General features: G+C 73.2%; 25 protein-coding genes and 1 pseudogene. 10 read left to right on the top strand and 16 right to left on the bottom strand.

What is annotated here, in order from left to right; genetic code table 11:
* Positions 1-13: 13 nt before the first annotated feature.
* The 7 genes from OG422_RS30120 to OG422_RS30090 form a co-directional block, all read right to left on the bottom strand.
* The gene (locus OG422_RS30120; protein WP_405747425.1) at positions 14-1,624 is read right to left on the bottom strand and encodes a class I adenylate-forming enzyme family protein; all 1,611 of its coding nucleotides are present in this window, start codon (positions 1,622-1,624) and stop codon (positions 14-16) included.
* Positions 1,621-2,445: a class I SAM-dependent methyltransferase gene (locus OG422_RS30115; protein ID WP_221938143.1), complete on the bottom strand. Its 825-nt coding sequence runs from the start codon at positions 2,443-2,445 to the stop codon at positions 1,621-1,623. The genes OG422_RS30120 and OG422_RS30115 overlap by 4 nt, the downstream gene beginning before the upstream one ends.
* Positions 2,442-3,566: a DegT/DnrJ/EryC1/StrS family aminotransferase gene (locus tag OG422_RS30110; RefSeq protein ID WP_405747424.1), complete on the bottom strand. Its 1,125-nt coding sequence runs from the start codon at positions 3,564-3,566 to the stop codon at positions 2,442-2,444. The genes OG422_RS30115 and OG422_RS30110 overlap by 4 nt, the downstream gene beginning before the upstream one ends.
* The gene (locus OG422_RS30105) at positions 3,563-4,771 is read right to left on the bottom strand and encodes a DegT/DnrJ/EryC1/StrS family aminotransferase (protein ID WP_405747422.1); all 1,209 of its coding nucleotides are present in this window, start codon (positions 4,769-4,771) and stop codon (positions 3,563-3,565) included. Before OG422_RS30105 ends, OG422_RS30110 begins: the two co-directional genes overlap by 4 nt.
* 92 nt (positions 4,772-4,863) lie before the next feature.
* Positions 4,864-5,394 carry an EF-hand domain-containing protein gene (locus OG422_RS30100; protein ID WP_405747420.1) on the bottom strand — a complete coding sequence of 177 codons (531 nt, stop codon included), beginning with the start codon at positions 5,392-5,394 and terminating at the stop codon, positions 4,864-4,866.
* A gap of 25 nt (positions 5,395-5,419) precedes the next feature.
* Positions 5,420-5,854, bottom strand: a complete 435-nt coding sequence (locus OG422_RS30095) for a hypothetical protein (RefSeq protein WP_143942225.1) — start codon at positions 5,852-5,854, stop codon at positions 5,420-5,422.
* Positions 5,855-5,940: 86 nt separating this feature from the next.
* A complete protein-coding gene (locus OG422_RS30090; RefSeq protein WP_143942224.1) occupies positions 5,941-6,471 on the bottom strand; it encodes an EF-hand domain-containing protein in 531 nt (176 codons plus the stop codon).
* 506 nt (positions 6,472-6,977) lie between these two features.
* On the opposite strand from OG422_RS30090, the gene OG422_RS30085 reads away from it, so the two are divergent.
* The 5 genes from OG422_RS30085 to OG422_RS30065 all read left to right on the top strand — a co-directional run bounded on the left by OG422_RS30085 (position 6,978) and on the right by OG422_RS30065 (position 12,043).
* On the top strand, positions 6,978-7,955 hold the full coding sequence (locus OG422_RS30085) for a UbiA family prenyltransferase (RefSeq protein WP_405747417.1): 978 nt from the start codon (positions 6,978-6,980) through the stop codon (positions 7,953-7,955).
* Positions 7,952-9,304 (top strand): protoporphyrinogen/coproporphyrinogen oxidase, encoded by a 1,353-nt coding sequence (locus OG422_RS30080; protein WP_405747415.1) that lies wholly within the window; start codon positions 7,952-7,954, stop codon positions 9,302-9,304. Before OG422_RS30085 ends, OG422_RS30080 begins: the two co-directional genes overlap by 4 nt.
* 119 nt (positions 9,305-9,423) lie before the next feature.
* The gene (locus tag OG422_RS30075) at positions 9,424-10,302 is read left to right on the top strand and encodes an SAM-dependent methyltransferase (RefSeq protein WP_405747413.1); all 879 of its coding nucleotides are present in this window, start codon (positions 9,424-9,426) and stop codon (positions 10,300-10,302) included.
* A 454-nt stretch (positions 10,303-10,756) separates the two neighbouring features.
* Positions 10,757-11,671 carry a nitroreductase/quinone reductase family protein gene (locus OG422_RS30070; RefSeq protein WP_405747411.1) on the top strand — a complete coding sequence of 305 codons (915 nt, stop codon included), beginning with the start codon at positions 10,757-10,759 and terminating at the stop codon, positions 11,669-11,671.
* 228 nt (positions 11,672-11,899) lie between these two features.
* Positions 11,900-12,043, top strand: a complete 144-nt coding sequence (locus tag OG422_RS30065; protein WP_405747409.1) for a hypothetical protein — start codon at positions 11,900-11,902, stop codon at positions 12,041-12,043.
* Here OG422_RS30065 and OG422_RS30060 read toward each other — a convergent pair.
* Positions 12,033-14,288, bottom strand: coding sequence for a family 2 encapsulin nanocompartment cargo protein terpene cyclase (locus tag OG422_RS30060; RefSeq protein WP_405747407.1), 2,256 nt, complete (start codon positions 14,286-14,288; stop codon positions 12,033-12,035). The genes OG422_RS30065 and OG422_RS30060 overlap by 11 nt on opposite strands.
* A 39-nt stretch (positions 14,289-14,327) precedes the next feature.
* On the bottom strand, positions 14,328-15,734 hold the full coding sequence (locus tag OG422_RS30055) for a family 2B encapsulin nanocompartment shell protein (protein ID WP_405747405.1): 1,407 nt from the start codon (positions 15,732-15,734) through the stop codon (positions 14,328-14,330).
* Positions 15,735-16,516: 782 nt separating this feature from the next.
* On the opposite strand from OG422_RS30055, the gene OG422_RS30050 reads away from it, so the two are divergent.
* Positions 16,517-17,629, top strand: a complete 1,113-nt coding sequence (locus OG422_RS30050) for an LCP family protein (RefSeq protein ID WP_143943108.1) — start codon at positions 16,517-16,519, stop codon at positions 17,627-17,629.
* Positions 17,630-17,645: 16 nt separating this feature from the next.
* Here OG422_RS30050 and OG422_RS30045 read toward each other — a convergent pair whose 3' ends face one another.
* Positions 17,646-17,876 carry a hypothetical protein gene (locus OG422_RS30045; protein WP_405747404.1) on the bottom strand — a complete coding sequence of 77 codons (231 nt, stop codon included), beginning with the start codon at positions 17,874-17,876 and terminating at the stop codon, positions 17,646-17,648.
* Positions 17,877-18,017: 141 nt separating this feature from the next.
* Between OG422_RS30045 and OG422_RS30040 the strand changes: the two genes are divergently transcribed.
* The 3 genes from OG422_RS30040 (at position 18,018) to OG422_RS30030 (ending at position 20,457) form a co-directional block, all read left to right on the top strand.
* A complete protein-coding gene (locus OG422_RS30040; RefSeq protein ID WP_143943106.1) occupies positions 18,018-18,521 on the top strand; it encodes a hypothetical protein in 504 nt (167 codons plus the stop codon).
* Positions 18,522-18,581: 60 nt separating this feature from the next.
* A complete protein-coding gene (locus OG422_RS30035) occupies positions 18,582-19,796 on the top strand; it encodes an MFS transporter (RefSeq protein ID WP_405747402.1) in 1,215 nt (404 codons plus the stop codon).
* 202 nt (positions 19,797-19,998) lie between these two features.
* Positions 19,999-20,457, top strand: coding sequence for a cyclic nucleotide-binding domain-containing protein (locus tag OG422_RS30030; protein WP_405747400.1), 459 nt, complete (start codon positions 19,999-20,001; stop codon positions 20,455-20,457).
* A 61-nt stretch (positions 20,458-20,518) separates the two neighbouring features.
* Here the strand turns inward: OG422_RS30030 and OG422_RS30025 are convergent, their stop codons facing one another.
* From OG422_RS30025 to OG422_RS30005, 5 genes are all read right to left on the bottom strand, one after another.
* A complete protein-coding gene (locus tag OG422_RS30025; protein ID WP_143943103.1) occupies positions 20,519-21,253 on the bottom strand; it encodes a Mut7-C RNAse domain-containing protein in 735 nt (244 codons plus the stop codon).
* 154 nt (positions 21,254-21,407) lie between these two features.
* Positions 21,408-22,085, bottom strand: coding sequence for a hypothetical protein (locus OG422_RS30020; RefSeq protein ID WP_143943102.1), 678 nt, complete (start codon positions 22,083-22,085; stop codon positions 21,408-21,410).
* Positions 22,082-22,651, bottom strand: coding sequence for an RNA polymerase sigma factor (locus OG422_RS30015; RefSeq protein ID WP_405747397.1), 570 nt, complete (start codon positions 22,649-22,651; stop codon positions 22,082-22,084). Before OG422_RS30015 ends, OG422_RS30020 begins: the two co-directional genes overlap by 4 nt.
* A complete protein-coding gene (locus OG422_RS30010; RefSeq protein WP_143943101.1) occupies positions 22,648-22,851 on the bottom strand; it encodes a hypothetical protein in 204 nt (67 codons plus the stop codon). The genes OG422_RS30015 and OG422_RS30010 overlap by 4 nt, the downstream gene beginning before the upstream one ends.
* Before the next feature lie 372 nt (positions 22,852-23,223).
* Positions 23,224-23,631 carry a 4-oxalocrotonate tautomerase family protein gene (locus OG422_RS30005; protein WP_405747395.1) on the bottom strand — a complete coding sequence of 136 codons (408 nt, stop codon included), beginning with the start codon at positions 23,629-23,631 and terminating at the stop codon, positions 23,224-23,226.
* 38 nt (positions 23,632-23,669) lie between these two features.
* Here OG422_RS30005 and OG422_RS30000 point away from each other — a divergent pair.
* Positions 23,670-24,143, top strand: a pseudogene (locus OG422_RS30000) (LysR family transcriptional regulator substrate-binding protein); the annotation flags it as partial.
* Positions 24,144-24,152: 9 nt separating this feature from the next.
* Here the strand turns inward: OG422_RS30000 and OG422_RS29995 are convergent.
* Positions 24,153-25,157, bottom strand: a complete 1,005-nt coding sequence (locus OG422_RS29995) for an MASE1 domain-containing protein (RefSeq protein WP_405747393.1) — start codon at positions 25,155-25,157, stop codon at positions 24,153-24,155.
* Between the last annotated feature and the right edge of the window lie 4 nt (positions 25,158-25,161).

The following is a 25,161-nucleotide window of genomic DNA, read 5'->3' as shown; positions in this document are numbered from 1 at the left end:
CGTGGTGCGGGTGTCACGTCCACCGGCCGGTGCCCAGCGGTTCGGGGGTCCGCGGCCGTACCAGACGCCGCAGCTCAAGGCGGCGCACCTTGCCGGTCTCGGTGCGCGGGACCTCGTCCCACTCCCGTACCACCGGCTCCGCCATCGCGGGCAGATCACGTACCGCCATGGCCCACGCCTCCGGGTCGAGCGTGCCGTCGGCGGTCACCAGCACCGGCAGCAACTCCGGTCCCGGCACGCCCAGGACGGTGCATTCGACGACTTCGGCGAGCCGGTCCTCGATCACGTCCTCCAGCTCCACGCAGCTCGCACCCGGGACGGTGTCGACCTCCCGGTCGGTGAGGATCAGGCTCCCGCCGCGGGTGAGCACACCGATGTCGCCGGTGTTCCACCACGGCCCGTCGGCCTTCGTCGCCCAGCAGTCCTGCTCGCCGACGTACCCCACACACCGCGCCTTGGTACGGGCGAGGAGCAGCCCGGGACGGCCCCGGCCCACCGGGCGCAGGGTCTGCGGGTCGACCACCCGCAGCCGGGTCCGTCCGGGCACCGGCCGCCCCAGGTCACGGGTGGTGGGGTGACGTTCCCCGCTGCGCTCCAGGGACTTGCGGGTCAGCAACCGGAACGTCAGCGGGCCGGTCTCGGTCTGCCCCCAACCCTGCAGCCAGCGCGGCTGCCGGTGCCGGGAGGCCGCCAGGAAGCCGCGGACGGTCGGCGGATGGACGGCGTCGAAGGTGCTGATGTAGAGCCGGACGTCCTGGAGGGCGGCGCTGCGGCGGGCGGCCAGATCGCGCCAGGTGACAAAGGTGGCGGGGGACGCCTCCAGCGTGGTGGGCGGGGTACGCAGCAGCGTCTGCTCCACCGTCCGCGGATCGCGGTCGGCGAGGAGGACGACGGCGCGGGGCTCCAGGTGCAGCACGCTGATCGTCCAGGGCACCGCCCGGCCGTGGGTGAACGGATCGGCGGTCGCCACCGTGTCGGAACGGCGGCTGGCCAGCACCGGAACCCGATTGCACTCGAAGTGGGCGAGCCGGTGGACGATCGTCCGGGTCGAATGCTCCACGAGCTTCGGCAGCCCGGTCGTCCCGGAGGTGTGGTGGATGACCATGGTGTCGTCGACCGCGCGCGACACCACCGGCGGGACGGCGTGCCCGTCGACGTCGGCGGGCGTCAGGATCTCCCCGGCGGCGGGGCCGTCGTACGGTACGCCGCCGACGAGGAGGGTACGCGCGGCGTGCGCGGTGAGGTCGGTGCCGGGGCGGGCGGTGAGGATGGTGGCCGTGGTGACCAGCAGCGCCGGGTCCAGTCGCCGCAGCAGGTCCCGGAGGGCGTCGCCGCTCAGCCGCGGGGAGAGCAGCGCCGGTACGGCGCCGAGGCGGGACGCGGCGCAGGCCAGCAGCACGGTGTCCCAGTGGTTGGGCTTGACGACGGCCACCCGGTCCCCGGCGCGGACGCCGGAGGCGGCCAGCCGGGCGGCGGTCTGCCGCACCAGGTCGGCGAGTTGCCCGATGTCGTACTCCGTCGGGCCGTCGGGCGCCAGGTCGAAGGGGCGGCTGAGGTGCACGGCGGTGCGGCTGCCGCGGTCGGCCAGCAGGTCGAAGAGGGTGCCGAGAGCGGGGGGTTTCACGGTGCCGTACGCACCTTTCCGAGGGAGTCGGAGGCGGGCCGTCGTCCGTGGACGGTGACCATCACCTGGGAGAGCCAGCAGTGGGCGGGGTCGGTGAGGTCCACCTGGGCGCGGGCGAGGCGTTCCTCGGTGACCGCGCCGCGGGCGAGCATCGCGGGCGCCAGATGCTCCAGCCACAGCGCGAACCAGCGCGCCGCGTCGCTGCCGCCGCGCACCACCGCGGAACGCCCTTCCGCCACGATGTCCACCAGCCCGGCGTCGGTGGCGAGTTGGACATCGAGCAGCCCGCAGCGGGGATGGTAGCCGGACGCGCACATCACGTCGTAGGCGGCGCGTTTGACGTCGTTCAGGAAGTCGTCCTGCGCGGGGTGGCTGAAGAGGGAGGCGGTGTCGGTGTCCTCCAGGACGAGATGGCCGCCGGGTTTCAGGGCGCGGTACAGGCGGTCCACGGCCTGCTGCCGGTCGCCGACGTGCTGGAGGACGAGACGGGCGTGGATGAGGTCGAAGTGGGCCTCGGGGAGGTCGTCGGTGACGACGTCGTGGCGGTGGACGGTCACACCGCGGCCGGTCAGCCACTTCAGGCGCTCGGTGTCGAGGTCGGCGGCGACCACCTCGCCGACCGGGCCGACCCGGTCGGCCAGCCACGCGGCGACGGAGCCGCGCCCGGCACCGATCTCCAGGCAGGACCAGCCGGGCCCGACGCCGGTGGCCGCGAGCCGTTCCCGGGTGCCGGGGTCCCAGAGCGCCTCCCCCAGAGCGAGACGTTCCTCCTCCCGTGCGAAGGCGGTGGCGAAGACATAGCGGTCGGCGGCGGGCGTCACCGGCGGGCCCCTTCCGTGGCGAAGGCACAGACGGCGTCGGCGACGTGCTCGACCTGGGTGTCCGTCAGATGCGGGTGGACGGGCAGCGCGAGTTGCCGGGCCGCGGCGCGCTCGGCGTGCCGCCAGCGCCGCCCGGCCGGGGCGTACGGGGCGAACGCCGGCTGCTGCGGCAGCGGCAGCGGATAGTAGACGTGCGAGGCCACGCCGCGCTCGGCGAGGTGGTCGCGGAGCGCGTCGCGCCGCTCGACGAGGAGCGAGTAGACGTAGAAGCAGCGGCCGTCGCGGCCGGGCGGCGGGGGCAGGACACCGGCCTCGCGCAGCGGGGTGAACCGCTCGGTGTAGTACGCGGCGATGCGGGCCCGGCGTTCCAGGCGGGCGGCGAGACCGGGCAGCCGGTGCAGCTGGAAGGCGGCGAGGATCTCGTCGAAGCGGCTGTTGTGGCCCAGGCGTTGGTGGACGAAACGCGGGCCCTCCTGACCGTGGTTGCGCAGCGCCCGTACGGTGCGGCCGAGCGCCGGGTCCGAGGTGAGGACGGCGCCGCCCTCACCCGCCGTGCCGAACGTCTTGACCTGGACGAACGAGAAAACCCCGGCGTCCCCCCAGGTGCCCGCGGGGCGGCCGTCGAGGACGCCGCCCTGGGCGACGGCGGAGTCCTCGACGAGGCGGACGCCGCGGTCGTCGGCGAGCTTGCGCAGGGCCGGCATGTCGGCCATCACGGAGAACATGTGGGCGGGCATCAGCGCCTTGGTGCGGGCGGTGACCGCATCGTCCATCGCCTGGGGGTCGGCCACCATCGTCCAGGGGTCGATGTCGGCGAAGACGGGGGTGGCGCCGAGCCCGGCGACGGTGTTGGCCAGCGGCGCGCAGCCGTAGGCGGGGACGACGACCTCGTCGCCGGGGCCGATGTCCATGGCCCGCAGCACGAGGGTGAGGGCGGAGGTGCCGCTGGAGCAGGCGATGACGTCGCCCGCGCCGTACAGGGTGCGCAGCGCGTCCTCGAACGCGGCGGTGCGGGTACCGAGGATGAACTTCTGGTCGGGCGTGGTGCCGATCTCGTGGACGAGGTCGATGAGGACGTCGCGGTCCTGCTCGAAGAGGTCCGGCGGGAAGAAGGGGATCAACGGGCGGCCCTCCCGGTGGCGAAGCGGCGGATGAGGTCGCAGACGCGGTCGACGTCGTCGGTGCCCAGATCCGGGTAGAGGGGCAGCGCGACGCTCCGCTCGCAGGCCCGTTCGGCGTGCGGGAACTGCCCCCGGCGGTATCCGAGGTGGGCGAAGCAGGGCTGGAGGTGGAGCGGGACGGGGTAGTACGTCTCGGTGCCGACGCCGTGGTCGGCGAGGTACGCGACGAGCGCGTCGCGGCGCTCCACCTCGATCAGATAGACGTAGAAGACCGGCTCGGTGGGGACCTCGCGCTGCACGAGGGTGGGCAGGCGGAGCACGCCGGGGGTGTCGCGGAGCCGTTCGGTGTAGGCGGCGGCGAGGGCGGCGCGGCGGCGGATGTCCTCGGCGAGGGCCGGGAGTTTGCCGAGGAGAACGGCGGCCTGGAGGTCGTCCATCTTGCTGTTGACGCCGATGAGGTCGGTGGGGCGGGAGATGCCCGGGAAGTGGCCGAGGGTGCGGCCGTGGCGTCCGTGGTGGCGCAACGCCGCGACGGTCTCGGCGAGTTGCGGGTCGTCGGTGAGGAAGGCCCCGGCGTCGCCGAGCGCGCCGAGCGTCTTGGTGGGGAAGAAGGAGAGCACGCCGCCGGCGCCGAGGAGCCCGGCGTGGACGCCGCCCCAGCGCATGCCGATCGCCTCGGCGCTGTCCTCCAGGACGGTCAGGCCGTGCCGTTCGGCGACGCGGGTCAGGCCCCGCATGTCGGCCAGCTGGCAGAAGAGGTGCACCGGCATCAGCATCCGGGTGCGGGCGGTGACGGCGGCGTCCGCGGCGGCGGGGTCGAGGCCGTAGCCGACGGGGTCGATGTCGGCGAAGACGGGCGTGCCGCCGGCGAGGGCGACGGAGGAGGCGGTGGCCACGAAGCTGAAGGCGGGGACGACGACCTCGTCGCCGGGGCGCAGGCCGCAGGCGCGCAGTGCGAGGACGAGGGCGTCGGTGGCACTGTTGACGCCGACGGCGAAGCGGGCACCGGTCCAGGCGGCCAGCGCCTGCTCGAAACGGCCCACCTGGCTGCCGTGGGAGAACTTGCCGTCGTCGGCGACCTCGGTGAGGCGGTCGCGGATGGCGGGCCAGCGGTCCTCGAAGGAGCGGGCGTGGGTGAAGAAGGGCACCGGGCGGGGCGGGGCGGTCGGCGCCCCGGTGCGGCCGGTTGTGGTGTGGTGGTCCATGGGTCCTCGGGGTCGGTGCCGGCGGGGCGGGCCGGTGACGGGAAAAGGCCGGGCCCCGCACCCGTCGGCGGGGGTGCGGGGCCCGGGGCGGGTCACAGCAGGGCGACGTCGAGTTCGCCCGCGTGGTACTTGTGCACGGCCTGGACGAGTTCCTCGACGGTCAGCTTGCCGTCGCCGTCGGCGTCGATGGCCTGGAACGCCGTCTCGGCGGTCTCCTCGGGGCTGCCGATCGCGCGGATCCAGGAGCGGAACTCCTCGGGGTCGACCTGACCGTCGCCGTCGGTGTCGCAGAGGCCGACGATGGAGCCGATGGTCGGGCGCAGCACCTCGTCGAAGCCCTCCGGGCCGCGGTCGAGGAGCTGACGGCCGGCGAGGTCGCGGAACTGGTCGAAGCCGAGCGAACCGCCGTCCTCGATCCCGGCGTGACCGGCGAGGTAGTCCCACATGCTGAGGTAGGCGGTGAGGACGGCCTCACCGCGGTCGGAGGACGGGGCGGTCTCGAAGGCGCGGAGGATGCGCTGCGCCTCGTTCTCCCAGTCGCTGCGGTCGATGCGTCCGTCGCCGTCCCGGTCCCACAGCTGGAAACGGCGCTGGAGTCGCTCTTCCTGTACGGCGTTGGTCATGAGGGTCTTCCTTCTCAAGAGAGGGTCATTGGTAGGGCGCGGGGGTACGCACGGCCGTGCCGTGGTCGCCCCCGTCGCGGGCCGAGGCCCACAGGAGGTACAGCGCGACGACGACGGGCAGCACCAGCGTGATCAGCTGGGCGACGACGTCGGCGGGCGAGAACATCGCGAGATGGTGCAGATGGAAAAGGAGGTGTGGCACGGAGAAGGCGAGCTGTGCCAGCGCGGCGGCCCGCACGAGCGGTGGCTGTGGTGTGCGGGCGGCGCAGAGCAGCACCGCCGCCAGCGCCACCACGAGCGAGCCGAAGTCCCGGACCAGATGCTCGTTGTACGGGGCGAACACGGCGACCCATCGGTGGCCCGGCAGCGGGAAGTTCCGGAAGAAGCTGTGGGGCAGGAACATCGCCCACGCGCCCGGAACGCCCTGGGCCAGGGCCGACAGGAGCAGCGCCGCCCGCATCCGTGCCGTCCGTGGGCGGGTCCGGCCCACGCGCAGTGCGGGCCGGGAACGCCGGACCGCACCGCGGGCTGGGAACAGCACCCAGATCAGATGCCGAGCAGCGGGGCGTCCAGCTCACCGGAGTGGTAGCGGCCGACCGCGAGGACGAGCTCGTCGACGGAGAGCTGGCCGTTGCCGTCGGCGTCGACGGCCTGGAAGGCGGTGTCGGCGTTGATGTCGGCGCTGATGGCCTTCAGCCACTTCTCGAACTCGGCCGGGCTGACCTGGCCGTCACCGTCGGTGTCGGCCAGGTCGACCATGGCGCGGATGCTGGGCCGCAGGACGCGCCCGAAACCCTCCGGTCCGGCGGAGATGACCTCCTTCTCGGCCGCCTCCAGGAACTGGTCCTGCGTCAGCTCACCCTCGGCGCCGACCTGCTTGCTGAGGAAGTCGAACAGCTGCGGGTAGGCGGTCAGCAGCGCCTGCGCACGGGGAGCGTCGACCGACTCGCCGAACGCCTCGACGATGCGACGCGCCTCGTTCTCCAGGTCCGCACGCCCGATCCGGCCGTCGCCGTTGGTGTCGTAGAGGGCGAAACGCTGACGGAGGCGGTCCTGCTGCAGAGCCTTGTTGGACATGACACTCCTTGAGGAATGAATGACTGGCGGAATGAGCGACGAAGGACGTCGGAAATGCGGCCGCGGAAGAAATATGCGGACGCCTTGCGCCTCACAAATGACAGACGCGAGGAAAGGTGTCGCGAATACGCACGACGCCTCTGGGAAACCCACCGCTCTCACGGCGCTTCGTGCAATCCAAGAATGTCCCAGCGGCGCCTAGGTATGCGCCGAATGGAGCAAGGACGATCCGTACGAGTGACACCGCCACCCCTTTCCCGCCACCGGCCCCTATCTGGCCGGACGAGTCGGAGAAACGTTCTGAACTGGCCAGATAGGAGGGCCTCGGGCAGCCGGGCGGGGTCCGTGCAGGGCGGTTCGCTCCGGGTGTCGCCTTGAACACGATCACCTGATCTGATGAACATGCCCGTCCGGCACCTCGGCGGGTCCCGGCCTTCTCATACGGTCGCTTCCGATTGATATTCGGCGGACCGTTTTCGAGGTCCGCCGTGACCACGGAGAGTTCTGTGACCCACGATTCACACGGCGCCGTAGCGATCGCGCCACCCGCCTCCTCGGGAAAATTCGCCGCTTATTGCAGACTGGCCAAACTCGACATCTTCGACTATTACCTCAGCCTCGCCATTGCCTGGAGCCTGCTGGCCGCGCCGCTGCGCGCGGACTCCACCACCCTCGCGGTGCTCGCGCTCTTCGGCCTCGGCATGCTCTGCCTCGTCGCCGCGATGACCACGTTCGACGACGTGACGGGGTTGCGCGACGGCAGCGACGCGGCCAACTACGGCCCCGACGCGCCGCTGCGCAAGATCCGTCGCAAGCCCCTGCTGGCCGGGACACTCACCGAACGGGAAGCGATCCGCTTCGGCTGGGCCACGGCCGCCGGGTGCGTGCTGCTGTGGGGCGCGGCCGTCGCCGTCGCCCCGCACGCCCCCTGGTGGGCGGTGGCGACCGCCGCGCTGTGCCTGGTCACCTCGGTGCAGTACTCCTACGGACTGAAGATCAGCTACCACGGCTGGCAGGAGATCTTCATGGTCGCCCTGGGCCTCGGCCTGGTGGTGGCGCCGTACGGTCTGCTGGCCGGGCGTGTCACCGGCTTCGCGCTGGTCCAGGGCACGCTGTTCGGTCTGGGACCGCTGCTGTTCGGCGTCTACTCCAACACCAACGACCGGGCGGGCGATTCCTCCGTGGGCCGTCCGACGGTGGCCGTCCTCACCTCCGAGCGCGGCAACAAGGTCTTCATCGGCGCGGTCTCCGCTACGGAGGGCGCGCTGATCGCCGTGGCGACGGTGGCGGGCCTGGCGCCGTGGTGGTTCCCGCTGGCGATGCTTCCGGTCGTCGCGCTGCGCGTCACGCAGTTCGTGGCGGGCGTGGTCCGCGGCCGGATCCTGACGGCCCGCAAGCTCGGCACGTACACCCATCGCGTCTCCGTCGTGGCGCTGGTCGTCACCAATGTGCTGCTCGCCGCGGCGGCCGGCGGTGGGGCGTGAGCACCGTCCACGACGTCATCGTCGTCGGTGCGGGTATATCGGGGCTGGCGGCCGCGGACACGCTGCGGCGGGCGGGCCGTTCGGTCACGGTGCTGGAGGCGGCCGACGCCGTCGGCGGGCGGATGCGCACCCACCGCGCGGACGGCTATGTCATGGACACCGGCGCCGAGGTCCTGTCCGTCGCCGGATACGACGCGACCTGGCGGCTCATCCGCCGTTCGGGGCTGGGCCCGGCGGAGACCACGCGGATTCCGCACCCCGTCGCCACCTGGCGCGACGGCCGGGCGCACCGCCATGTCGGCGCGCCGCGCGCCCTGCTCAGCGGCGGCGGCCTCTCGCTCCGCGGCCGCGCCTCGCTCGCCCGTTTCCTGACGACGGAGGGCCGTCGCCGGGCCGCCTACGACCCGGATCTGCCGGAGCGCACCCCGCTGGGCACCCTGACGCTGGCGGAGTACGCCCGGGGCTACCGGTCCGAGCTGCACGATTTTCTGTTCCAGCCGATCGCCGGGTGCTTCTTCGGCTGGGACACCGCGCGCTCGGCCGCCGCGCCGTTCGTCACCAACATGCTGGCCTGCGGCTCCACCACCCGCTGGCGCAGCTACACCGACGGCATGGACACCCTCGCCCGCCATCTGGCGCGCAAGGTGGACGTCACCACCGGCTGCGCCGTCCGTGAGGTGATCTCGGCCGCGGGCCACGCCCGGGTGGTCACGGACACCGGCACGCTCACCGCCCGCGCGGTGCTGCTGTGCGTCCCGGCGCCGGTGGCGCTGCGGCTGCACGTCAATGCGCCCGAGGCCGAGGTGCCGTACCTCGCTGCCTGCGGCTATGTCCCGCGCCTGAAGGTGAGTTACACGCTCGACCGGCCCCTGGCGCCACGCGCGGGCGAGTCGGTGTACAGCGTGCTGCTGCCCGCGGCCGGGGAGCCGGATCTGTCGGGACTGATGATGGAGCACAACAAGGGCTGCGGCCGGGCCCCGGAGGGCCGTGGCCTGGTGTCGCTGATGGCGGCGCCCGAGGCGGCCCGGGAGCTGATCCACGCGCCCGAGGGCGAGATCCTGGCCCGGATCGGGGACGCCGCCGCCCGCTATCTGCCGGAGCTGCGCGCTGCCACGCTGCGCACCTTTGTGCACCGCTGGCCGCACGGCATCCCGGAGGCCACGCCGCGGGCGCTGGCGCACCGCGACGCCTTCCTCACCCGCGACGCCGCACCCGTCGAGTACGCCGGCGACTGGCTGATGCTCCGCCCGAGCAGCGAAGGCGCCGTGCGCTCCGCGGAGTTGGCGGCGGCGCGCGTCCTGTCGCGGCTGCCGCACACGGCGCCCGCCCTGCCGGGCCGCTCCCGCTGACCCGTCGTGCGCCCGCCGCTCCGGCCCGGGCGGACGGCGCACGCCACCGAGCCGGACACCCCCGTCCGCCGTACGGCACCACCGTGCCGGACGCCACCGTCACCCTGCGAAGGACCCTCATGACCAGCACGGTCGAAGAGAACATCGGCGAAGACAACTCGGTCATCCGCAGCACCTACGAGCGGCAGCTCCAGGGCTACTGGGACACCAAGACCACCGACGACATCAATCTCCTCCTCGGCGCCGAGGACGGTCTGTACCACCACCACTACGGCATCGGCGGGTACGACCCCGCCGTGCTCGCCGCGCCACCCGAGCGGCGCGAGGCGCTGATCCTGCGGGAGATGCACCGCATGGAGAACGCCGAGACGGAGCTGATCCTGGACGCGCTGGGCGACATCCCGGCCGGGGCCCGCGGTATGGACGCCGGGTCGGGTCGCGGCGGCACCTCGTTCATGGTCGCCGAGCAGTTCGGCTGCCGGATGGACGGCGTCAACTTCTGCGCCCACCACATCGCGTTCGCGGAGCGCGTCGCCAAGGAGCGCGGCTGGGACGACCGGGTGCAGTTCCACTACACGAACATGCTGCAGACGCCGTTCGCCGACGAGTCGTTCGACTTCATCGTCAGCAACGAGACGACGATGTATGTCGACCTGCACGACCTCTTCGCGGAGTTCGCGCGCCTGCTGCGGCCCGGCGGCCGGTACGTCTGCGTCACCTGGTGCCGCAACGAGACGGTCGCGGACCGCTCCGACGCCTCCCGCCGGATCGACGAGCACTACGTGAGCCGGATGCACCGGCGGGGCACGTACTTCCAGGCAATGGCAGCCAACGGGCTGGTGCCGTTCCACGTGGGGCGGCACACCGCCGAGGCGATCCCCTACTGGGAGCTGCGTGACCATTCGGAGCGGCGTACCGGTGTGGAGAAGCCGTTCCTGGAGGGCTACCGGGAGGGGAGCATGGACTATCTGGTGATCGGGTGTGAGCGGGTGCGCTGACCCGGTCCGGCCGGTGGCCGGGCCCGTTCCGACCGGCGTCGTCGCCTTGTGCGGCGGCGCCGGTCGGCGTTTGCCGCCGGCTGCCACGAGAGCAGTCGCGTTGACAGGAAGCGGGTGGCTGCCCGTTAATGGGGCCCGGTGGCGCGTGGCACCGGCCAAAGAGCAGTGGGCCGGCCGGTGGCCGGGCGTGCACCCCGATCGTGAGGGGCCTGCCGTGAGCATGTACTCCACGCCCTGTCTGTGACGTAGCGCGGCCGCCGTGCGGCGCCGTTCCGTGGCGCCCGCCGTGCGCCGCTCCGTCGAGCTGCTTTCTCCTTCTGCCGCGATGCGGTCGTGCGGGCCGTGCCCCGTGCCGCCGCGCCGCGTTCCCGGCCGGTTCGTCCCGTGTACGCCGCGGGTCGCCCGGTCTCGTCACCGCGGCCATCGCCGCCCGTATTCCCGGAGTCTCATCCGTATGTCCTTGTCCTTCACCCGGTCCGTCATCGAGGAGTTCCGCGCCCACGGCGGACGGGTCGGTGGCCCCTTCGAGGGTGCTGATCTGCTGCTTCTGACCACCACCGGCGCCCGCTCGGGTCTCCCCCGGACGACGCCCCTCGGATATGTCCGGCACGGTGGCGCGCTCCTGGTCGTCGGCTCGAACCTCGGTGCGCCGCGCCATCCGGCCTGGTACCACAATCTGCTCGCCCACCCCGTCGTACGCGTCGAGGTCGGTACCCGCGCGTTCGAGGCGCTGGCGGTGCCGGTCGAGGGGGCGCGGCGGGCGGAGCTGTTCCGGGAGGTGGTGCGGGTGGCCCCCGGGTACGGCGACTATCAGGCGGCCACCGAGCGGGAGTTGCCGGTGGTCGAGCTGGCGGCGGCGGAGCCCGAGGGCTGGGCGGGGCCGCCGGAGGTGCGGACGCTGGCCGACAAGATCCTGGAGGTGCATGCCTGGCTGCGCGGGCAGTTGCGGCAGGTGGCGGCGGAGACGGAGGCGCACTTCGCGGCGCGGGACGCGCACCGTGGGGAGGGTGCGCCGCCGGTGCCGGGCCTCGGGCTGCAGATCCGGCAGCGGTGCCTGGCGTTCTGCCAGGCGTTGCGGTTCCATCATGACGGCGAGGACGGCCATGTTTTCCCGGTCATGGCCGGTCACCATCCGGAGCTGGCGGAGGTGTTCGCGCGGCTGGGCGAGGAGCACCGGGTGATCGCCGGGGTCCAGGAGCGGCTGGCGGCGCTGCTGGCCGGTGTCGGGGTGGCCGAGCCGGAGCGGTTCCGCACCGAACTGCGGCGGATGTCGGCGGAGTTGCTGGCGCATCTCGCGTACGAGGAGGAGACGGTCGTGCCGCTGCTGACGGAGATTCCGTGGCCGCCGGTGGCGGGCGGGCAGGGGTGACGGGGCCCGGAGCGCCTCGCGCGGTGGGCGCCGGTTTCCGGTCATTGCCGGGCGTCGTGGACTGGTCAGGGGCGGCGGAGGGTACGTCGGTCCTTCAAGCGGGCGACGCGAAATCGCTGGGCATCTGACGCATCTCCACATATCATGCACATCATGTGCTCAACTTCTGCACCTGGGGCGTTTCCCGCCCGGTCCCTGACCGAGGTGAACGCCGCCATAAGGGCGTTCATGACGGCTCGGGCCGGTCGGCCGCTGGGTCCCGAGGAGCAGGCCGAGTACGAGCAACTGCTCGCGGCCTGGTCGGCCGCCGTCGCGCGGACGCCGGACGCTCCCCGTACGGAACGTCCGGCGTCCGCGCCGCTCACGCCGTAACGGACCGGGGCCTCAGGCGGGCCGCCGCGGTGCCCAGGCCCGTGGGCCCGCCGAGGCGCCGTCCGTGGGCGGCGACGGGACGGCGCAGCTCCGCCTCCTCGTAGCGGTGGCAGCCCTCGTGCCAGATGAGGATGCCGGCAAGCCAGTGCTTCAGCTCCTCGGCGTAGCCGGTGAGCGTGGCCCGGGCGGCCGCGTCGAGTCCGAACTCGTCGAAGAGCGCGGGGAGTTCGACGGCGAGGATGTGCTCGAACTCCCGCATCCGGGAGGTCATGAGGTCGTTGACGATCTCCAGCGCCTCGCGGAGCCCGCAGTCGAAGAAGTTCTGCACGACGAGGACGGCGTTGTGCACCTCGCCCTCGAACTGGATCTCCTTCTGGTACGAGAACAGGTCGTTGAGGAGTCCCGCGTAGTCCGCGGCCGCGTTCTCCATCGCCTGGACGGGGCGGGTGCGGTAGACCTCGGGCGGGACGGTGCGGCCGTGGCCGAGCCGGGACAGGCTCATGGTGAGGTCCGCGCCGAAGGTCTGGCGGCGCATCTCGACGTAGTCGACCGGGTCCGGGATGCGGTTCGCCCAGTGGTTGCCCAGCTCCCACAGCCAGCTTCCGGTCATGTCCTCGATGGTGCGGCGGAAGGTGCGGCGGGCGGCGGGCGTCATGGGGCCCGTGGTGCGCCGCCACAGATCGGCCAGTCCGCGCTCCAGTGCGTTCAGCGGCTCCGGGATGTCCGCGCCGGAGGCGACGGGCATGAACGCCGCGAGCCGTTCGGTGCAGGTCCGGGCGCCGGCCGCGTCGCGGGTGCGGCCGAAGACCACCGGGTAGTAGTCGTCGCCGTAGGTGCCCCAGGTCAGCCAGCCGGTGGTGAGGTCGAGGCCATCGGGGGTGGCGTCCGGATGGATACCGGCGGAGCAGAGGGCGAAGTCGAAGGCGCGGAGCTTGTGTTCGTCCCAGATGACGGACGGCGCGGTGCCGCCGCCGGGCAGCCGCGGCGGCTGTTCCAGCATGCCCATGCGGCGCGCCCAGCCGACGATCCGCTCGCGGGAGCCCGCCAGATGCGGCGAGAGCCGGGTGGTGTACGGCAGGTACAGCTCCGGGAGTTGCACCTGGCCGACGGTCTGGAAGGGGACGTGGGTGTGCTGCCGGACGCGGGCCGGGAGGGTGGCGGAGAGCGAGGCGGCGATACGGGCGGCGGAGGTGCCGAGGCCGGTGGGTCCGCCGAGGACGGGCGCGGCGGCGAGGGCACCCGGCGTTCCGCCCGCGGCATCGTTCATGTAGCGGCTGGAGCGCAGATGCCATTCGTGGCCGCCGGACTGCCAGTCCTGGAGCCCCTTGACGTACGCGGCGATGTCGGCGCAGGCCGCCGGGCCCAGGCCGTGTTCCGCGCAGAGGGCGGGCACCTCGGTGAGCGCGGTGTGTTCGAACTGGTGGAGGCGGGAGGTGAGGAGGTCGTTGACGGCGTCGGCGGCCTCCTGGGTGGTGCAGCCGAGGAATGTCTCGAATACCAGGACGCCGTTGGAGAGTTCGCCCTCCTCCTCGATCTCCCGCTGGTAGGAGAAGAGGTCGTTCCGCAGGTGGACGGCGTCGGAGAAGGTGTCCTTGAGGACCCGCAGCGGACGGCTGGCGGCCACCGCCGCGGGGATCTCGGCGCCCGCCGCGTACTCGACGAGCCCGGCGGACCACGGCGCGCCGCCGACCTTGCGGCGCATCTCGATGTACTCGACGGGGTTGGCGACGCGGCCGGTGCTGATGTTGGCCAGCTCCCACAGCGACTCCTCCAGGAGATGCTGGGTGGCCTCGGCGAAGCGGCGGCGCCAGTCCCGGGACATCGCCGGGATGGTGCGCCGCCACAGGTCGGCGAGGCCCTTCTCGACGGCGTTGACCGGCTCGGGCGGCGGCCCCGCCGGGTCCACCGGCATGAAGGCGGGCAGCCGGTCCAGGTACGCCTTGGCGCCCGCCATGTCCTGGCCGCGTTTGAAGCTCTCCAGGAAGTGGTCGTCGAAGAAGAAGACCCAGACGTACCAGTCGGTGACGGTGGCGAGTTCCGGCGCCGGGGCGTCGGGGTGGGTGTAGGCGCAGAGCAGGGCGTAGTCGTGGGCGTCGAAGTCCCGCTCGCCCCAGATGCCCGACCCTTCGATCATCTCCATCTCGCGGGCCCACGCCTTGGAGTGGTCGCGGACCGCCTCCAGGTGCGGGTTGAGCCGCGCGGGATACGGCTCGTAGAACTCCGGAAGTACGAAGGGCTGTGTCATCTGCGCCTCACCTCGTCTCGTCGTGTCCGCTTGCCTCGGTCAGTCCCGGCCGCGGGCGATCTCGACGTTCTCCAGCACGCCGAGCGCGTCCGGGACCAGCACGGCGGCCGAGTAGTAGGTGCTGACCAGGTACGAGATGATCGCCTTCTCGTCGATGCCCATGAAGCGGACGGAGAGGCCAGGCTCGTACTCGTCGGGCAGTCCGGTCTGGTGCAGGCCGACGACGCCCTGGTTGTCCTCGCCGGTCCGCAGGACGAGCACGGAGCTGGTGCGCTCCTTGGTGATCGGGATCTTGTTGCAGGGCAGGATCGGGACGCCGCGCCAGGCGGGGACCTGCTGGCCGCCCAGGTCGACGTGGTCGGGGTAGAGGCCGCGGGCGTTCATCTCGCGGCCGATGGCGGCGATGGTGCGGGGGTGGGCGAGGAGGAACTTCGAGCCCCGGCGGCGGCTGAGCAGTTCGTCGAGGTCGTCGGGGGTGGGCGGGCCGGAGTGGGTCTGGATGCGCTGGCGGTAGTCGGCGTTGTGCAGCAGCCCGAACTCGGGGTTGTTGATCAGCTCGTGTTCCTGGCGCTCGCGCAGCGCCTCGATGGTCAGCCGCAGCTGGTGCTCGGTCTGGTCCATCGGCTCGTTGTAGAGGTCGGCGACGCGGGTGTGGACGCGCAGCACGGTCTGGGCGACGCTCAGTTCGTACTCGCGGGGCGAGAGTGCGTAGTCGGCGAAGGTGCCGGGGAGGGTGGGTTCGCCGGTGTGGCCGGCGGCGAGGGCGATCTCGGCCTCGCCGTGCTTGTTCTGGGCCTGCTGCGGCAGGGCGGCGAACTCCTGGAGGTGGCTGCGCAGGGCGGGCGCGGTGTCCAGGACCGCGGCGAAGTCGCGGCGCGCGAGGACGAGGACGGTGCCCGCGGTCTCGGCCTTGGCGGTGTACTCCCAGACGGCGTCGGGGTCGGTCAGGCCCTGGGCGCCGAAGTGGTCGCCGTCGGCGAGGACGCCGAGTCCGGCGGCCTGTCCGTAGCGGCCGTCGGCGGAGCGGGCGATGCGGCCGTGGGCCAGCAGGAAGACCTGGTCGACGGGGCTGCCCTGCTCGGCGAGGACCTCACCGGGGGCGACCTCGCGCTGCGCGAAGCGTCCGGCGAGGGCAGCGAGGACGCCGGTGTCGCCGAAGCCGCGCAGCGGGGCGAGTTCGCCCAGTTCCTGGGGGATGACGGCGACGCGGGAGCCGGTCTGGTCGAAGTCGATGCGGCCGTCGCCGACGGTGTAGGTCAGGCGGCGGTTGACGCGGTAGGCGCCGCCCTTCGTCTCGACCCAGGGGAGCATCCGCAGCAGCCAGCGGGAGGTGATGCCCTGCATCTGGGGTGCGGACTTGGTGGTGGTCGCGAGGTTCCGCGCGGCGGCGGTGCCCAGGCTCTGCTGTGCGGCGGCGGTTTCCTCGGTACCGGCGTCGATCGTCATCCGGCGCTCCTCATCGTGATGGACGCCCGGTCCGCGCGGTCGCCGGGCGTGCGGCAATCCGGCGCCGGAGGGCGGGAGTTGAGTGGGGGGGTGGGTGGCCCCGGGGCGGTCGGGCGGATGGTGGCCGGGCCGCTCGGGGATCCGTTGATCACACTAAGGCCGTGCCAGGGGGAAAAAGCCGATTCCGGCACCCCGCCAACCGGGTACGCCCGGACGAGTGACAGTGCGCCCGGCAAACGTGAGGCGGGCCTCGGGTGGCGTGTTTGCGCCCCTCGCTGACGGGTGGGGCGAGGCGCCTCCCCCGGCCTCGCCGCCACTCGGGGGCGGCGAGGCGTGTTCTCGTACGGTCGCGCCGTCCCGGTCCTGGCTTGTTGTCGTGCCCCGGAGGCAAGAGGCAGGGAGCAGAGTGCGTGGCTCCGCCCCGACGGGCCGGGCGCACCGGGCCCGGATCACCCGTGAGGACAAAAAGCGCATTACCCATACTTACGGGCGTGGGGCTCGGGCGTGGTTGTGACCCCGGCCATAGGTCGTCCGTCACGTACGACGCCGGTTAGTGGACGCGGCGGGGGTGTGGGCCTCACGGGTGCGGCGGTTTCCGGGGCGCGGGGCCGGGCGTCTACGCGACGGGGTAGTACGGGCCGTCGTTGCCCGTGGGGCGGCGCCCGCCCAGGATGGTCGGGCCCCGGGCGGTCCGGCGTACGCCGACCGCGATCAGGCGCCCGGGCCATTGACAACGCACGCCGGGCGCAGCCGCGCCCGGGCGGGCGGAGGACGGAGTACAGATGCCGCAGGACAGCGGGAAGAACGGGCCGTATCCGGCGGACATCCCGGCGGACGGGGACGGCCCCCGGCCGCCGCGCCGCCGCCGTCGGGGGCTGCGGATCGCCGCGTGGACCGCGGTGGGCGTGGTGGCCGTGGGCGGCGCCGGGACCGCGTACCTCTGGTCGCATCTGAACGGCAATCTCCAGGGTGTCGACATCGACGCGGCGCTCGGCAAGGACCGGCCCGGCGCGTCGCATGACGGCGCGATGAACATCCTGCTGCTGGGCTCCGACTCCCGGGCCGGTACGGGCGGCGCGTACGGCAAGGGCATCACCGGCGCCCGGTCGGACACCACGATGGTGCTGCACGTCGACAAGGACCACCGCAAGGCGAGCGTGGTGAGCATTCCGCGGGACACGATGGTGGACCGCCCCGTGTGCCCCAAGCCGGGCGGCGGTACGGCGCCCGCCGCGCACCAGGTGATGTTCAACGAGTCGTACCAGGTGGGCGGCCCGGGCTGCACGGTGAAGACGGTCGAGTCGCTGTCCGGGGTGCGGATGGACCACTTCCTGGAGGTCGACTTCACCGGCTTCAAGAAGATCATCGACGAGCTGGGCGGCGTCGACATCACCACCCGGCAGCCGGTGAAGGACGTCCACAGCAAGCTGAACCTCCCGGCCGGGAAGCACACCCTCAAGGGCGAGCAGGCGCTGAGCCTGGTCCGTACCCGGCACGGCGTCGGGGACGGCAGCGACCTGGGGCGGATCCAGTTGCAGCAGGCGTTCATCAAGGCGCTCACCCACCGGATCGACGACGTCGGGCTGAGCAATCCGGCGAAGCTGTACTCCCTGGCGGACACCGCGACGCGGACCGTGCGCGCCGATTCCTCACTTGCCTCCACCGGCAAACTGCTGGGCCTCGCCGAGGAGCTGAAGGGCATCGGCCCGAAGAACATGAAGATGGTGACGATGCCGGTCACCTACGATCCGCAGAACCCGGACCGGGTGGTGCCGCTGCCTGCGGCGTCCGCGAAGGTGTGGCAGGCGCTCAAGGACGACCGGCCGATCCCGGCGTCCGCGGTGCGCGATTCGGTGGGCGACAAGGGCACGTCACCGGTGGTGGCGCAGTCCTGAGCGGGCCGGGGCGGCGTCAGCGGCATCCGGCCGGGCCGCCCCGTCCTCCCGCCCAGCCGTCCCGGTGGCCGGAGACCGTGGCGAAGACGCAGCGGGTGCCCTCGGGGAAGCGGCTGCCGTCGTTCGAGGAGTACAGCGCTGCCCGGCCGCCGGCGGGGACGCCGTAGAGGCCGAGTTTCCAGGCGGCGAGCCGGGCCACGGCGTTCAGCAGCGGTTCGGGGTCGTGGGGTGCGGGTGGGGCGCGCACGCGGCCCGGGGGCCGTTCGGGTGCGCCCGCGCACCCTCTTTTTCCGTTCCCGTCACCCTCGATGACGGTCCGCCAGTGCCCGGGGCGGGTATCAGCCGGTGGTACCGGTGGCATTCCTCTTCGTCTCTCCCGGAGCCGCAGATGATCCAAGCCCGTCCGCAACCCGGCGACATAGGTCTGACTCAAATAAACGGCACCGTGGGCCGGTTGATCCGGTTCGGCCAGTGGCTGAACGGCAACGGCTTCGCCGACTACCAGCACGCGTTCCTCGTCCTGCCCGGCGACCGGCTGATCGAGGCCGAGCCCGGCGGGGCGCGGGTCGCCCCCCTCGACTCGTACGCGGGCGCCGATGTGGTGTACGTCTGCCCGTCCGGTCTGGCCGACGCGGACCGCGACCGGATCTGCGCCGCGTCCTCGGCGTACGAGGGCGTGCCGTACAGCTTCCTCGACTATCTGGCCATCGCCACACACCGGCTGCGGATGCCGGTGCCGGGGCTGCGCCGCTATGTGGCGGCGACGGGCCACATGATCTGCTCCCAGCTCGTCGACCAGTGCTACCAGGACGGCGGGGTACGGCTCTTCGACGACGGCCGGTGGCCGGGGTATGTGACGCCGCTGGCCCTGTACGACCAGCTGGCCGACTGAGGCGGGGCCCGCCGGGCGGACCGGTCGACGGCGCCCGGCGGGGCTCCTACTGTGGCCGTCATGATCACCAGGAGTACGGGCCGCCGTCCGGGGCCCCTCGCGGCGGCCGTGGTGTTCGCCATCGGCATGGCGGGGACCACCCTGCCGACCCCGCTGTACGGCCTCTACCGGCGGGAGCTGGGCCTGTCGCAGCTGATGGTGACCGTGGTCTTCGCGGCGTACGCGCTGGGGGTGATCGCGGTGCTGCTGCTCGCCGGGAACGTCTCGGACGAGGTGGGGCGGCGGCCGGTGCTGCTGGTCGCGCTGGGCCTGTCGGCGGTGAGCGCGCTGTGTTTCGTGGACGAGGGCGGGCTGCCGCTGCTGTTGCTGGGGCGGGTGCTGTCCGGCTTCGCGGCGGGGCTGTTCAGCGGGGCGGCGACGGCGGCGGTGCTGGAGCTGGCACGGCCCGGCGGCGAGGCGTGGGCCGGGTTCGCGGCGACGGCGGCGAACATGGGCGGGCTCGGGTGCGGCCCGCTGCTGGCGGGGGTGCTGGCGCAGTACGCGCCGTGGCCGCTGAAGCTGCCGTTCCTGGTGTATCTGGTGTTGTTGGCGGTGGCCACGGTGCTGGTGATCCGGGTGCTGCCGGAGACGGTGGCGACGCCGGGGCGGCCGTCGCCACCGCGGCCGGGGCGGTTGGTGCCGCCGCCGGAGGTGCGGGGCGTGTTCGTGCCGTCGGCGGTCGCGGCGTTCGCCGGGTTCTCGCTGCTGGGGCTGTTCACGGCGGTGGCGCCGAGCTTCGTCGGCCAGACGCTGGGCGTGCACAACCTCGCCGTCTCGGGCGCGGTGGTCTTCACGGTCTTCCTCGGTTCGACGGCCGGGCAGGCGCTGTCCGGCCGTCTGGGGGTGCGGCGGGCGCTGCCCGCCGGGTGCCTGGTGCTGGTCGCCGGGTTGCTGCTGGTGGGCGCCTCGCTGGCGGTGCGGTCGCTGCCGCTGCTGGTGGGCGGGGCGGTGTGCGGCGGGTTCGGTCAGGGCCTCGCGTTCCGCGCCGGGCTGACGGCGGTGGGCGCGGCGGCCCCGCCCACGCACCGGGGCGGCACGATCTCGGCGTTCTTCCTCGCGGCGTATGTGGGCATCTCCCTGCCGGTGGTGGGCGTCGGGGCGCTCACCGTGCCGCTGGGGCTGCGCGGTGCGGGGCTGACGTTCGCCGGTTGCGTCGTGGTGGTCGCGGTGGTGGTGGGTGTCTATGTGCTGCGGCGGCCGCCCAGCGAGGGGGGAGGGGGCACGGCCGCGAGCTGACGAGGTTCTGCGGGCGAGACGGGGCGGCCCCGGCGGCCGGGCGCCCGAGGCGTGACGTGCCCCGGGCGCCCCGGGCCCGCGGCGGGCGTCCCCCGTCCCGGGGTGCCGTAGCCGCCCGGCGCGGTTCCAATGGAAGGAGAACGGCCGTACGCCCGCGCCGCTGCGGGGCGGGTACCCGCCGACGGCGAGGAGGGCACCGGAGATGACCATCGCGACGCGGCTGCTGCCCGCGCTTCCGACCTCGTACCGTGACCGGCTGATGACGCTGGCGCGTGAGGTGTCGTTCGAGCAGGACACCCGCATCTTCGAGGAACGGGGCCGCGCCGACCGGTTCTGGGTGCTGCGCTCGGGGTCGGTGACGCTCGACGTGAACGTCCCGGGTCGCCGCCGGGTCACGGTGGCCACCCTCGGCCCCGGGGATCTGCTGGGCTGGTCCTGGCTCTTCCCGCCGCACGAGTGGGACTTCGGCGCCGAGGCGTTCAGCCCGGTGCGCGCCCACGAGTTCGACGCCCGCAGCGTGCGCGCGCTGTGCGACGCCGACCCGGCGCTGGGGCTGACCCTGATCAGCATCATCACGCAGGTCCTGGCCCACCGGCTGGAGGCGACCCGGACGAAGCTGATCGACCAGTACGCGGTCCCGCACGGGGCGATGACGATCTAGGGGACGGGAAGGCGCAGGGCCCGGGCCACGCGGAGCCCCGGGCCCGACGCGGCCGCCCGGCTCAGCTCCGGGCCGCCGCGAGGGTGCCCTGTGCCCGGTCGACGAGGGCCTGGAGGCGGGCGTGGTGGGCGCCGCGCCAGTAGACGCGGTCGCACTCCGTGCAGCGGGCGAACACGTCGTAGGTGCGGCGGGTGCCGTGGTGCAGCCGTTCGACGACGGTGTCCTTCCCGGCGTCGGTGAGCGGGCCGTTGCAGGCGGTGCAGCGGGTCCAGGGCGCGGACTCGGGCACGAACCGGCCGAGGACATCGGTGAGTTGGTCGTCGGGCCGGTCGCTGTAGACATAGGCACCGGCCCACAGTTCGCGGCGGTGGAGCAGACCGCGGTCCCGGGTGAGCAGGACCCGCCGCTCCGCCGCCGACCGCGCCGCGAGCGCCGCGTCGCCCGGGTCCTCGGCGGTGTACGCGGCGTCGACGCCCAGCAGCCGCAACCGGCGGGCCAGGGTGCCGAGATGGACGTCGAGCAGGAAGCGCAGCGGGGCGCCGGGGACGGTCTGCGGGCGTGCGACGGCGTGCACCGTGACGCTCTCCCCCGCGCGCGGCACATGCGCCGGGGTGACCGGGACGCCGTCCACCCGCAGCACCCCCACCTCGGTGAGCGGCACCCCGAGCGATTCGACGACATGGCCGAGCGAGGCGGCGCCGTCGGTGACCACGCGGGTCCGGTCGCCGGAGCGTCCCGCCGGGAGGAAGAGGTGGAGCGCGGGCGCGAAGCTGAAGGAGATCTCGGGTCCGTTCACCCCTCCAGCATGGCACCGGCCCCACCGTCCGGGCCAGGGAGTTTCCGCTGGTGGGGGCGGGTGAAGTCCGGCCGTGGGGCGCCGGGCCGCACCACGGACGGGCGTCGGGCCCCGGGCCGGGCCGCGCCGGCGGCCCGCCCCGTGACGGCCCGCCTCAGAGCGCATCGGCGAGTTCTCCGAGCCGGTCGGCCAGGCAGGGATCGGGGTGCGGTACGCGGCCGAACTCGTCGTCCTCGTCGACGGTGAGCAGCCGCACCACGGCGCGCAGGGCGGCGCGGGGCTGCCGGGCGTCGGGGGGTGGTGCGGTGCGGGAGCGGCCGAGCACGGTCGCGCCACCGGCGAGGGCGGCCGCCTGGTCCGCCCAGTGTGCGGCGTCGCGGAGTTCGCCGCGGGTGAGGTGGAGCAGGTGCAGGCAGTGCGCGGCCGCGGCGTTGCCCGCCCCGGCGGCGAACTGCCACCAGAACTGGGCGCCTTCGGGGCACCCGGCGAGATGGAGGAGGCAGCCGAAGTGCAGGGCGCCGTCGGGGTCGATGCGGCGGCTGTTGGCGAGCTTGGCGAGGAGGTCGGCGGCGTCGCTGCGGTGCAGCGCCTGCGCGCACAGGGCGCGCAGGTCGGCCCCGGCCCGGCCGTGGGCGGTGCGCATCACCGGCGCCGGGAGACGGCGGCCGGGGGCGGGGCGCGGAGCGGCGGCGTCCCGGCGCACCGCGTCGGCGGCGGCGAGGTCGTACGCCATGTGCCGCTTGGAGGCGGCGAGGTCGAAGTCGGCGAAGACGTCGGGGATCGCGGCGTCGTCGAGGACTTCGTGGATGCTGCGCGAGGACCGCACGGTCACTCCTCTTCCTTCTCGTCGCCGGTGGCCGCGGTCAGCGGCAACCCCAGCATTCTGGCGATACGGCGCCGGGCGAGGCACCGGTGGGAACGGACGGTGTCGCGGGTGACGCCCATGATGTGGGCGACCCGGTCCGAGGGGTAGCCGAGGACGTAGAGCAGCACGATCACGTCGTACTGCCGCTCGGGGAGGGAGGCGATGGCCGTGTAGAGGCCGAGGGAGGTCTCCATCACCTCGAACTGGCAGCGGACCGATTCGAGGGCGGCGCATGCGGTGCGCTGGAAGGCCGCGGTCTCCACCATCCGCGACGGCGCCGCGGTGAACCGCAGATGGGTGTCGACGCGGACCTTGAGCAGCGCCCAGGCGTACGCCTCGGGGCTCTCCTCCTGGACGACATACGCCCAGTTGAGGGCGAGGTGGGAGAAGCAGGCACGGACGACGACCTGCGCCGCGTCCTTGTCGCCGAGCATCGTGCAGGCGTAGTTGAGATACGCCTTGACGTACAGGTCGTGGAAGGCTTCGAGGGCCGTCGGCAGGGTGTACTGCACCGGCGGTAGGTCGGCGTTCACGCGGAGACCTCCTCGTCCTGGGCGGCCGGTACGTGGTCCGTGCGCCACGGAGGGGCGGGCGGACGGTCCTCGACCAGTGCCGCCGCACCCACGCGGACACCCGCACGCAGCAGACGCCGCGTCATGTGCCGCATGTCCGGGGCGAAGACACGCACCGCGGTGAGCAGTACCAGCGGGGCGAGCGCATCGTTGAGAGTCACGTCGGTGTCCTCCTTCCGGCTCGGCGCCCGCCGCGACGTTGCGGCGGGCGCCGGAGGATTCGCTGTCCTCCTCCGCAGGATTTCGGAAATGGGTGGGCAAACGTGCAACGCGGTCCGAAAGAGAAATACGGAAAGCGATCATCCAGTGACACGGAGAGGTTCCCGCCCCCGCCCGGAGTCCGCTTCCGGACCGCTGCCGGAAGGACGGCCGCCGCCCCGCCGACCTGGGACGGTCACACAACCACCGCTGCACATACGGAACATGACGGAGAGTCAGGCACATGCCACAGGCACCTCCTGCACCGGCCTCCATGTGAGGCAGATCACTGATCGTTGCCGCATGATTCCGGCATGCGCCGGAACCGGGGCCGCTCAGGACGCGGCCGGTTCCCCGGCGAGGCGGCGGTAGTGGACGCGTTGCGTCTCGCCGCCGTAGCCGCAGCTGTCGGGATCCAGTTCGTGGAGCGCGACGCCGCGGCGGGCCAACGGGCCGAGGACGTCCGCCAGCAGCGCGCCCGCCGCGACGACGAACGCCGCCCGCTCCTCCGCGGTGTTCGTGCCCCGCGTCAGGTTGCCCTCGACGTACGCGCCGCGCCCGTCGGCCAGCGGAGCACCGGCCACGTGGTAACGGGCGGGCGGGACGAGGTCGAGGTGGACGAGGGTGCGCGCGACGTCCTTGCGCAGGACGGACACGGCGAGGGCGGTCAGCCCCTCGGCCAGGGCGCGTTGCGCACCGGCGGGCAGCGCGGGGTCGGTGACGGTGACACGGAAGTACGGCATGGCTCTCCCCGGAGCGAAGGTGAACGGACGCCGCCGTCCTCGTCGACCCGCCGTCCGGACCGGGCATCCTCCTCACCACGGACGGCTACCGCGCCCTGCTCCCCCGCGACCACCCGCTGGCGGACGAGCCCCGCGTCGCCCTCGCGGACCTCGCCGACGACGCGTTCCTGGTCTCGCCGAACGGCTGCGAGGAGCGGGTTCGGTACCTCCACGACCCGGTCGGCGCCCGGTTCGCCCCCGCGCGGCGGGTACGCGACCTCGCCACGCTGATCGGCATGGTGCAGGCGGGGCTCGGCGTGACCGTGCTGTCGGAGGCGGCCCGGCCGCTGATCGGGCCGGACCTCGTCCTGCTCCCGCTGGACCCGGCCGCCGCGCGCCGCCTCGTGCTGAGCGGTCCCGGGTCGGGCCCCTGGCACCCGGCGCTGCGTCCGCTGGCGACGGCTGCCGCGGCCCATCCGGCCGGGCCGGCGACGGCCGAGGACGCGCGCCCCGGGCGGGCCACGGCCGGGTGAGGCGGGCGGTCAGCGGCCCCGCTTCCGCCTGCGGGGTGCCGTCGCGCCCGGCGGCCAGCGGTGTGCGGCCTCGCCCGGGGCCAGGCGGTCCACCACCTCGGCCAGCTCCCGGCAGGCGTCCTCGATCTTCTCGCGGATGGCGTTCTGCTCGGCGACGAGCGCGGCGAGCAGCAGCGCGGTGAGCGCCGCCGCGCCGTTCAGGGCCTGGAGGTTGACCATCACCAGCAGGAAGCTGTGCCCGGCGAACGGGCCCACCCGGTCGTTGGCCGCCGCGATGGCCAGGACGGAGATGATCAACGCGACGGGCGCGGCCCCGGCCAGCTGGAACCGTACCGCCGCCCACACGATCAGCGGGAAGACCAGGAACAGCAGCGACAGCGGGCTGCGGGTGCACAGCAGCGCGACGCCGACGGCGGCGATCAGCAGCGCCGCCGCCTCCACGGCGCGCGCCGGGCGGACCGCGCGCGGCAAACGGGCATGCCACGCCACCAGCAGCAGCGGCGTGACGATCAGTACGCCCATCGCGTCGCCCGCCCACCAGGCGGCCCACGCGGGCCAGAACTGCGCGGCCGGGAGATGGCCGATCAGCACCTGGTTCCCGGCGCCGAACGTCGCGCTGATCAGCATCCCGGCCAGCGCGCCGAGCACCACCAGCGCCACCCCGTCCCGCAGCCGGTCGAGTTCGGTACGGAACCCGGCCCGGCGCAGCAGCAGCGCCGCGCAGACCGGGGCGAGGGTGTTGCCCGCCAGATTGCCGAGGATCCCGGCGTCCACCGGGCCGATGCCCGCGATGACGAAGAACGTGCCGAGCAGGATGCCCGGCCACGTACGCAGCCCGAAGACGAGCAGACAGCTCAGCGCGATACCGGTAGGCGGCCACATCGGCGTGACCACCGTCCCGTCGATCACCACCTGCTCCAGCAGGCCGATCCGGGCGCCCGCGAAGTAGGCGACGGCCAGGGCGAGGATCTTCAGGATGTCGGCAGCGAGAGGGGGCACTTTCCCGGTGCGCATCCCC

It is taken from the genome of Streptomyces sp. NBC_01525 (genome assembly GCF_045040405.1).
In the GTDB taxonomy this organism is placed as follows: Bacteria; Actinomycetota; Actinomycetes; order Streptomycetales; family Streptomycetaceae; genus Streptomyces; species Streptomyces benahoarensis.
The sequence above is the reverse complement of the archived record's forward strand: the minus strand, read 5'-3'. Positions and strand labels throughout refer to the sequence as shown.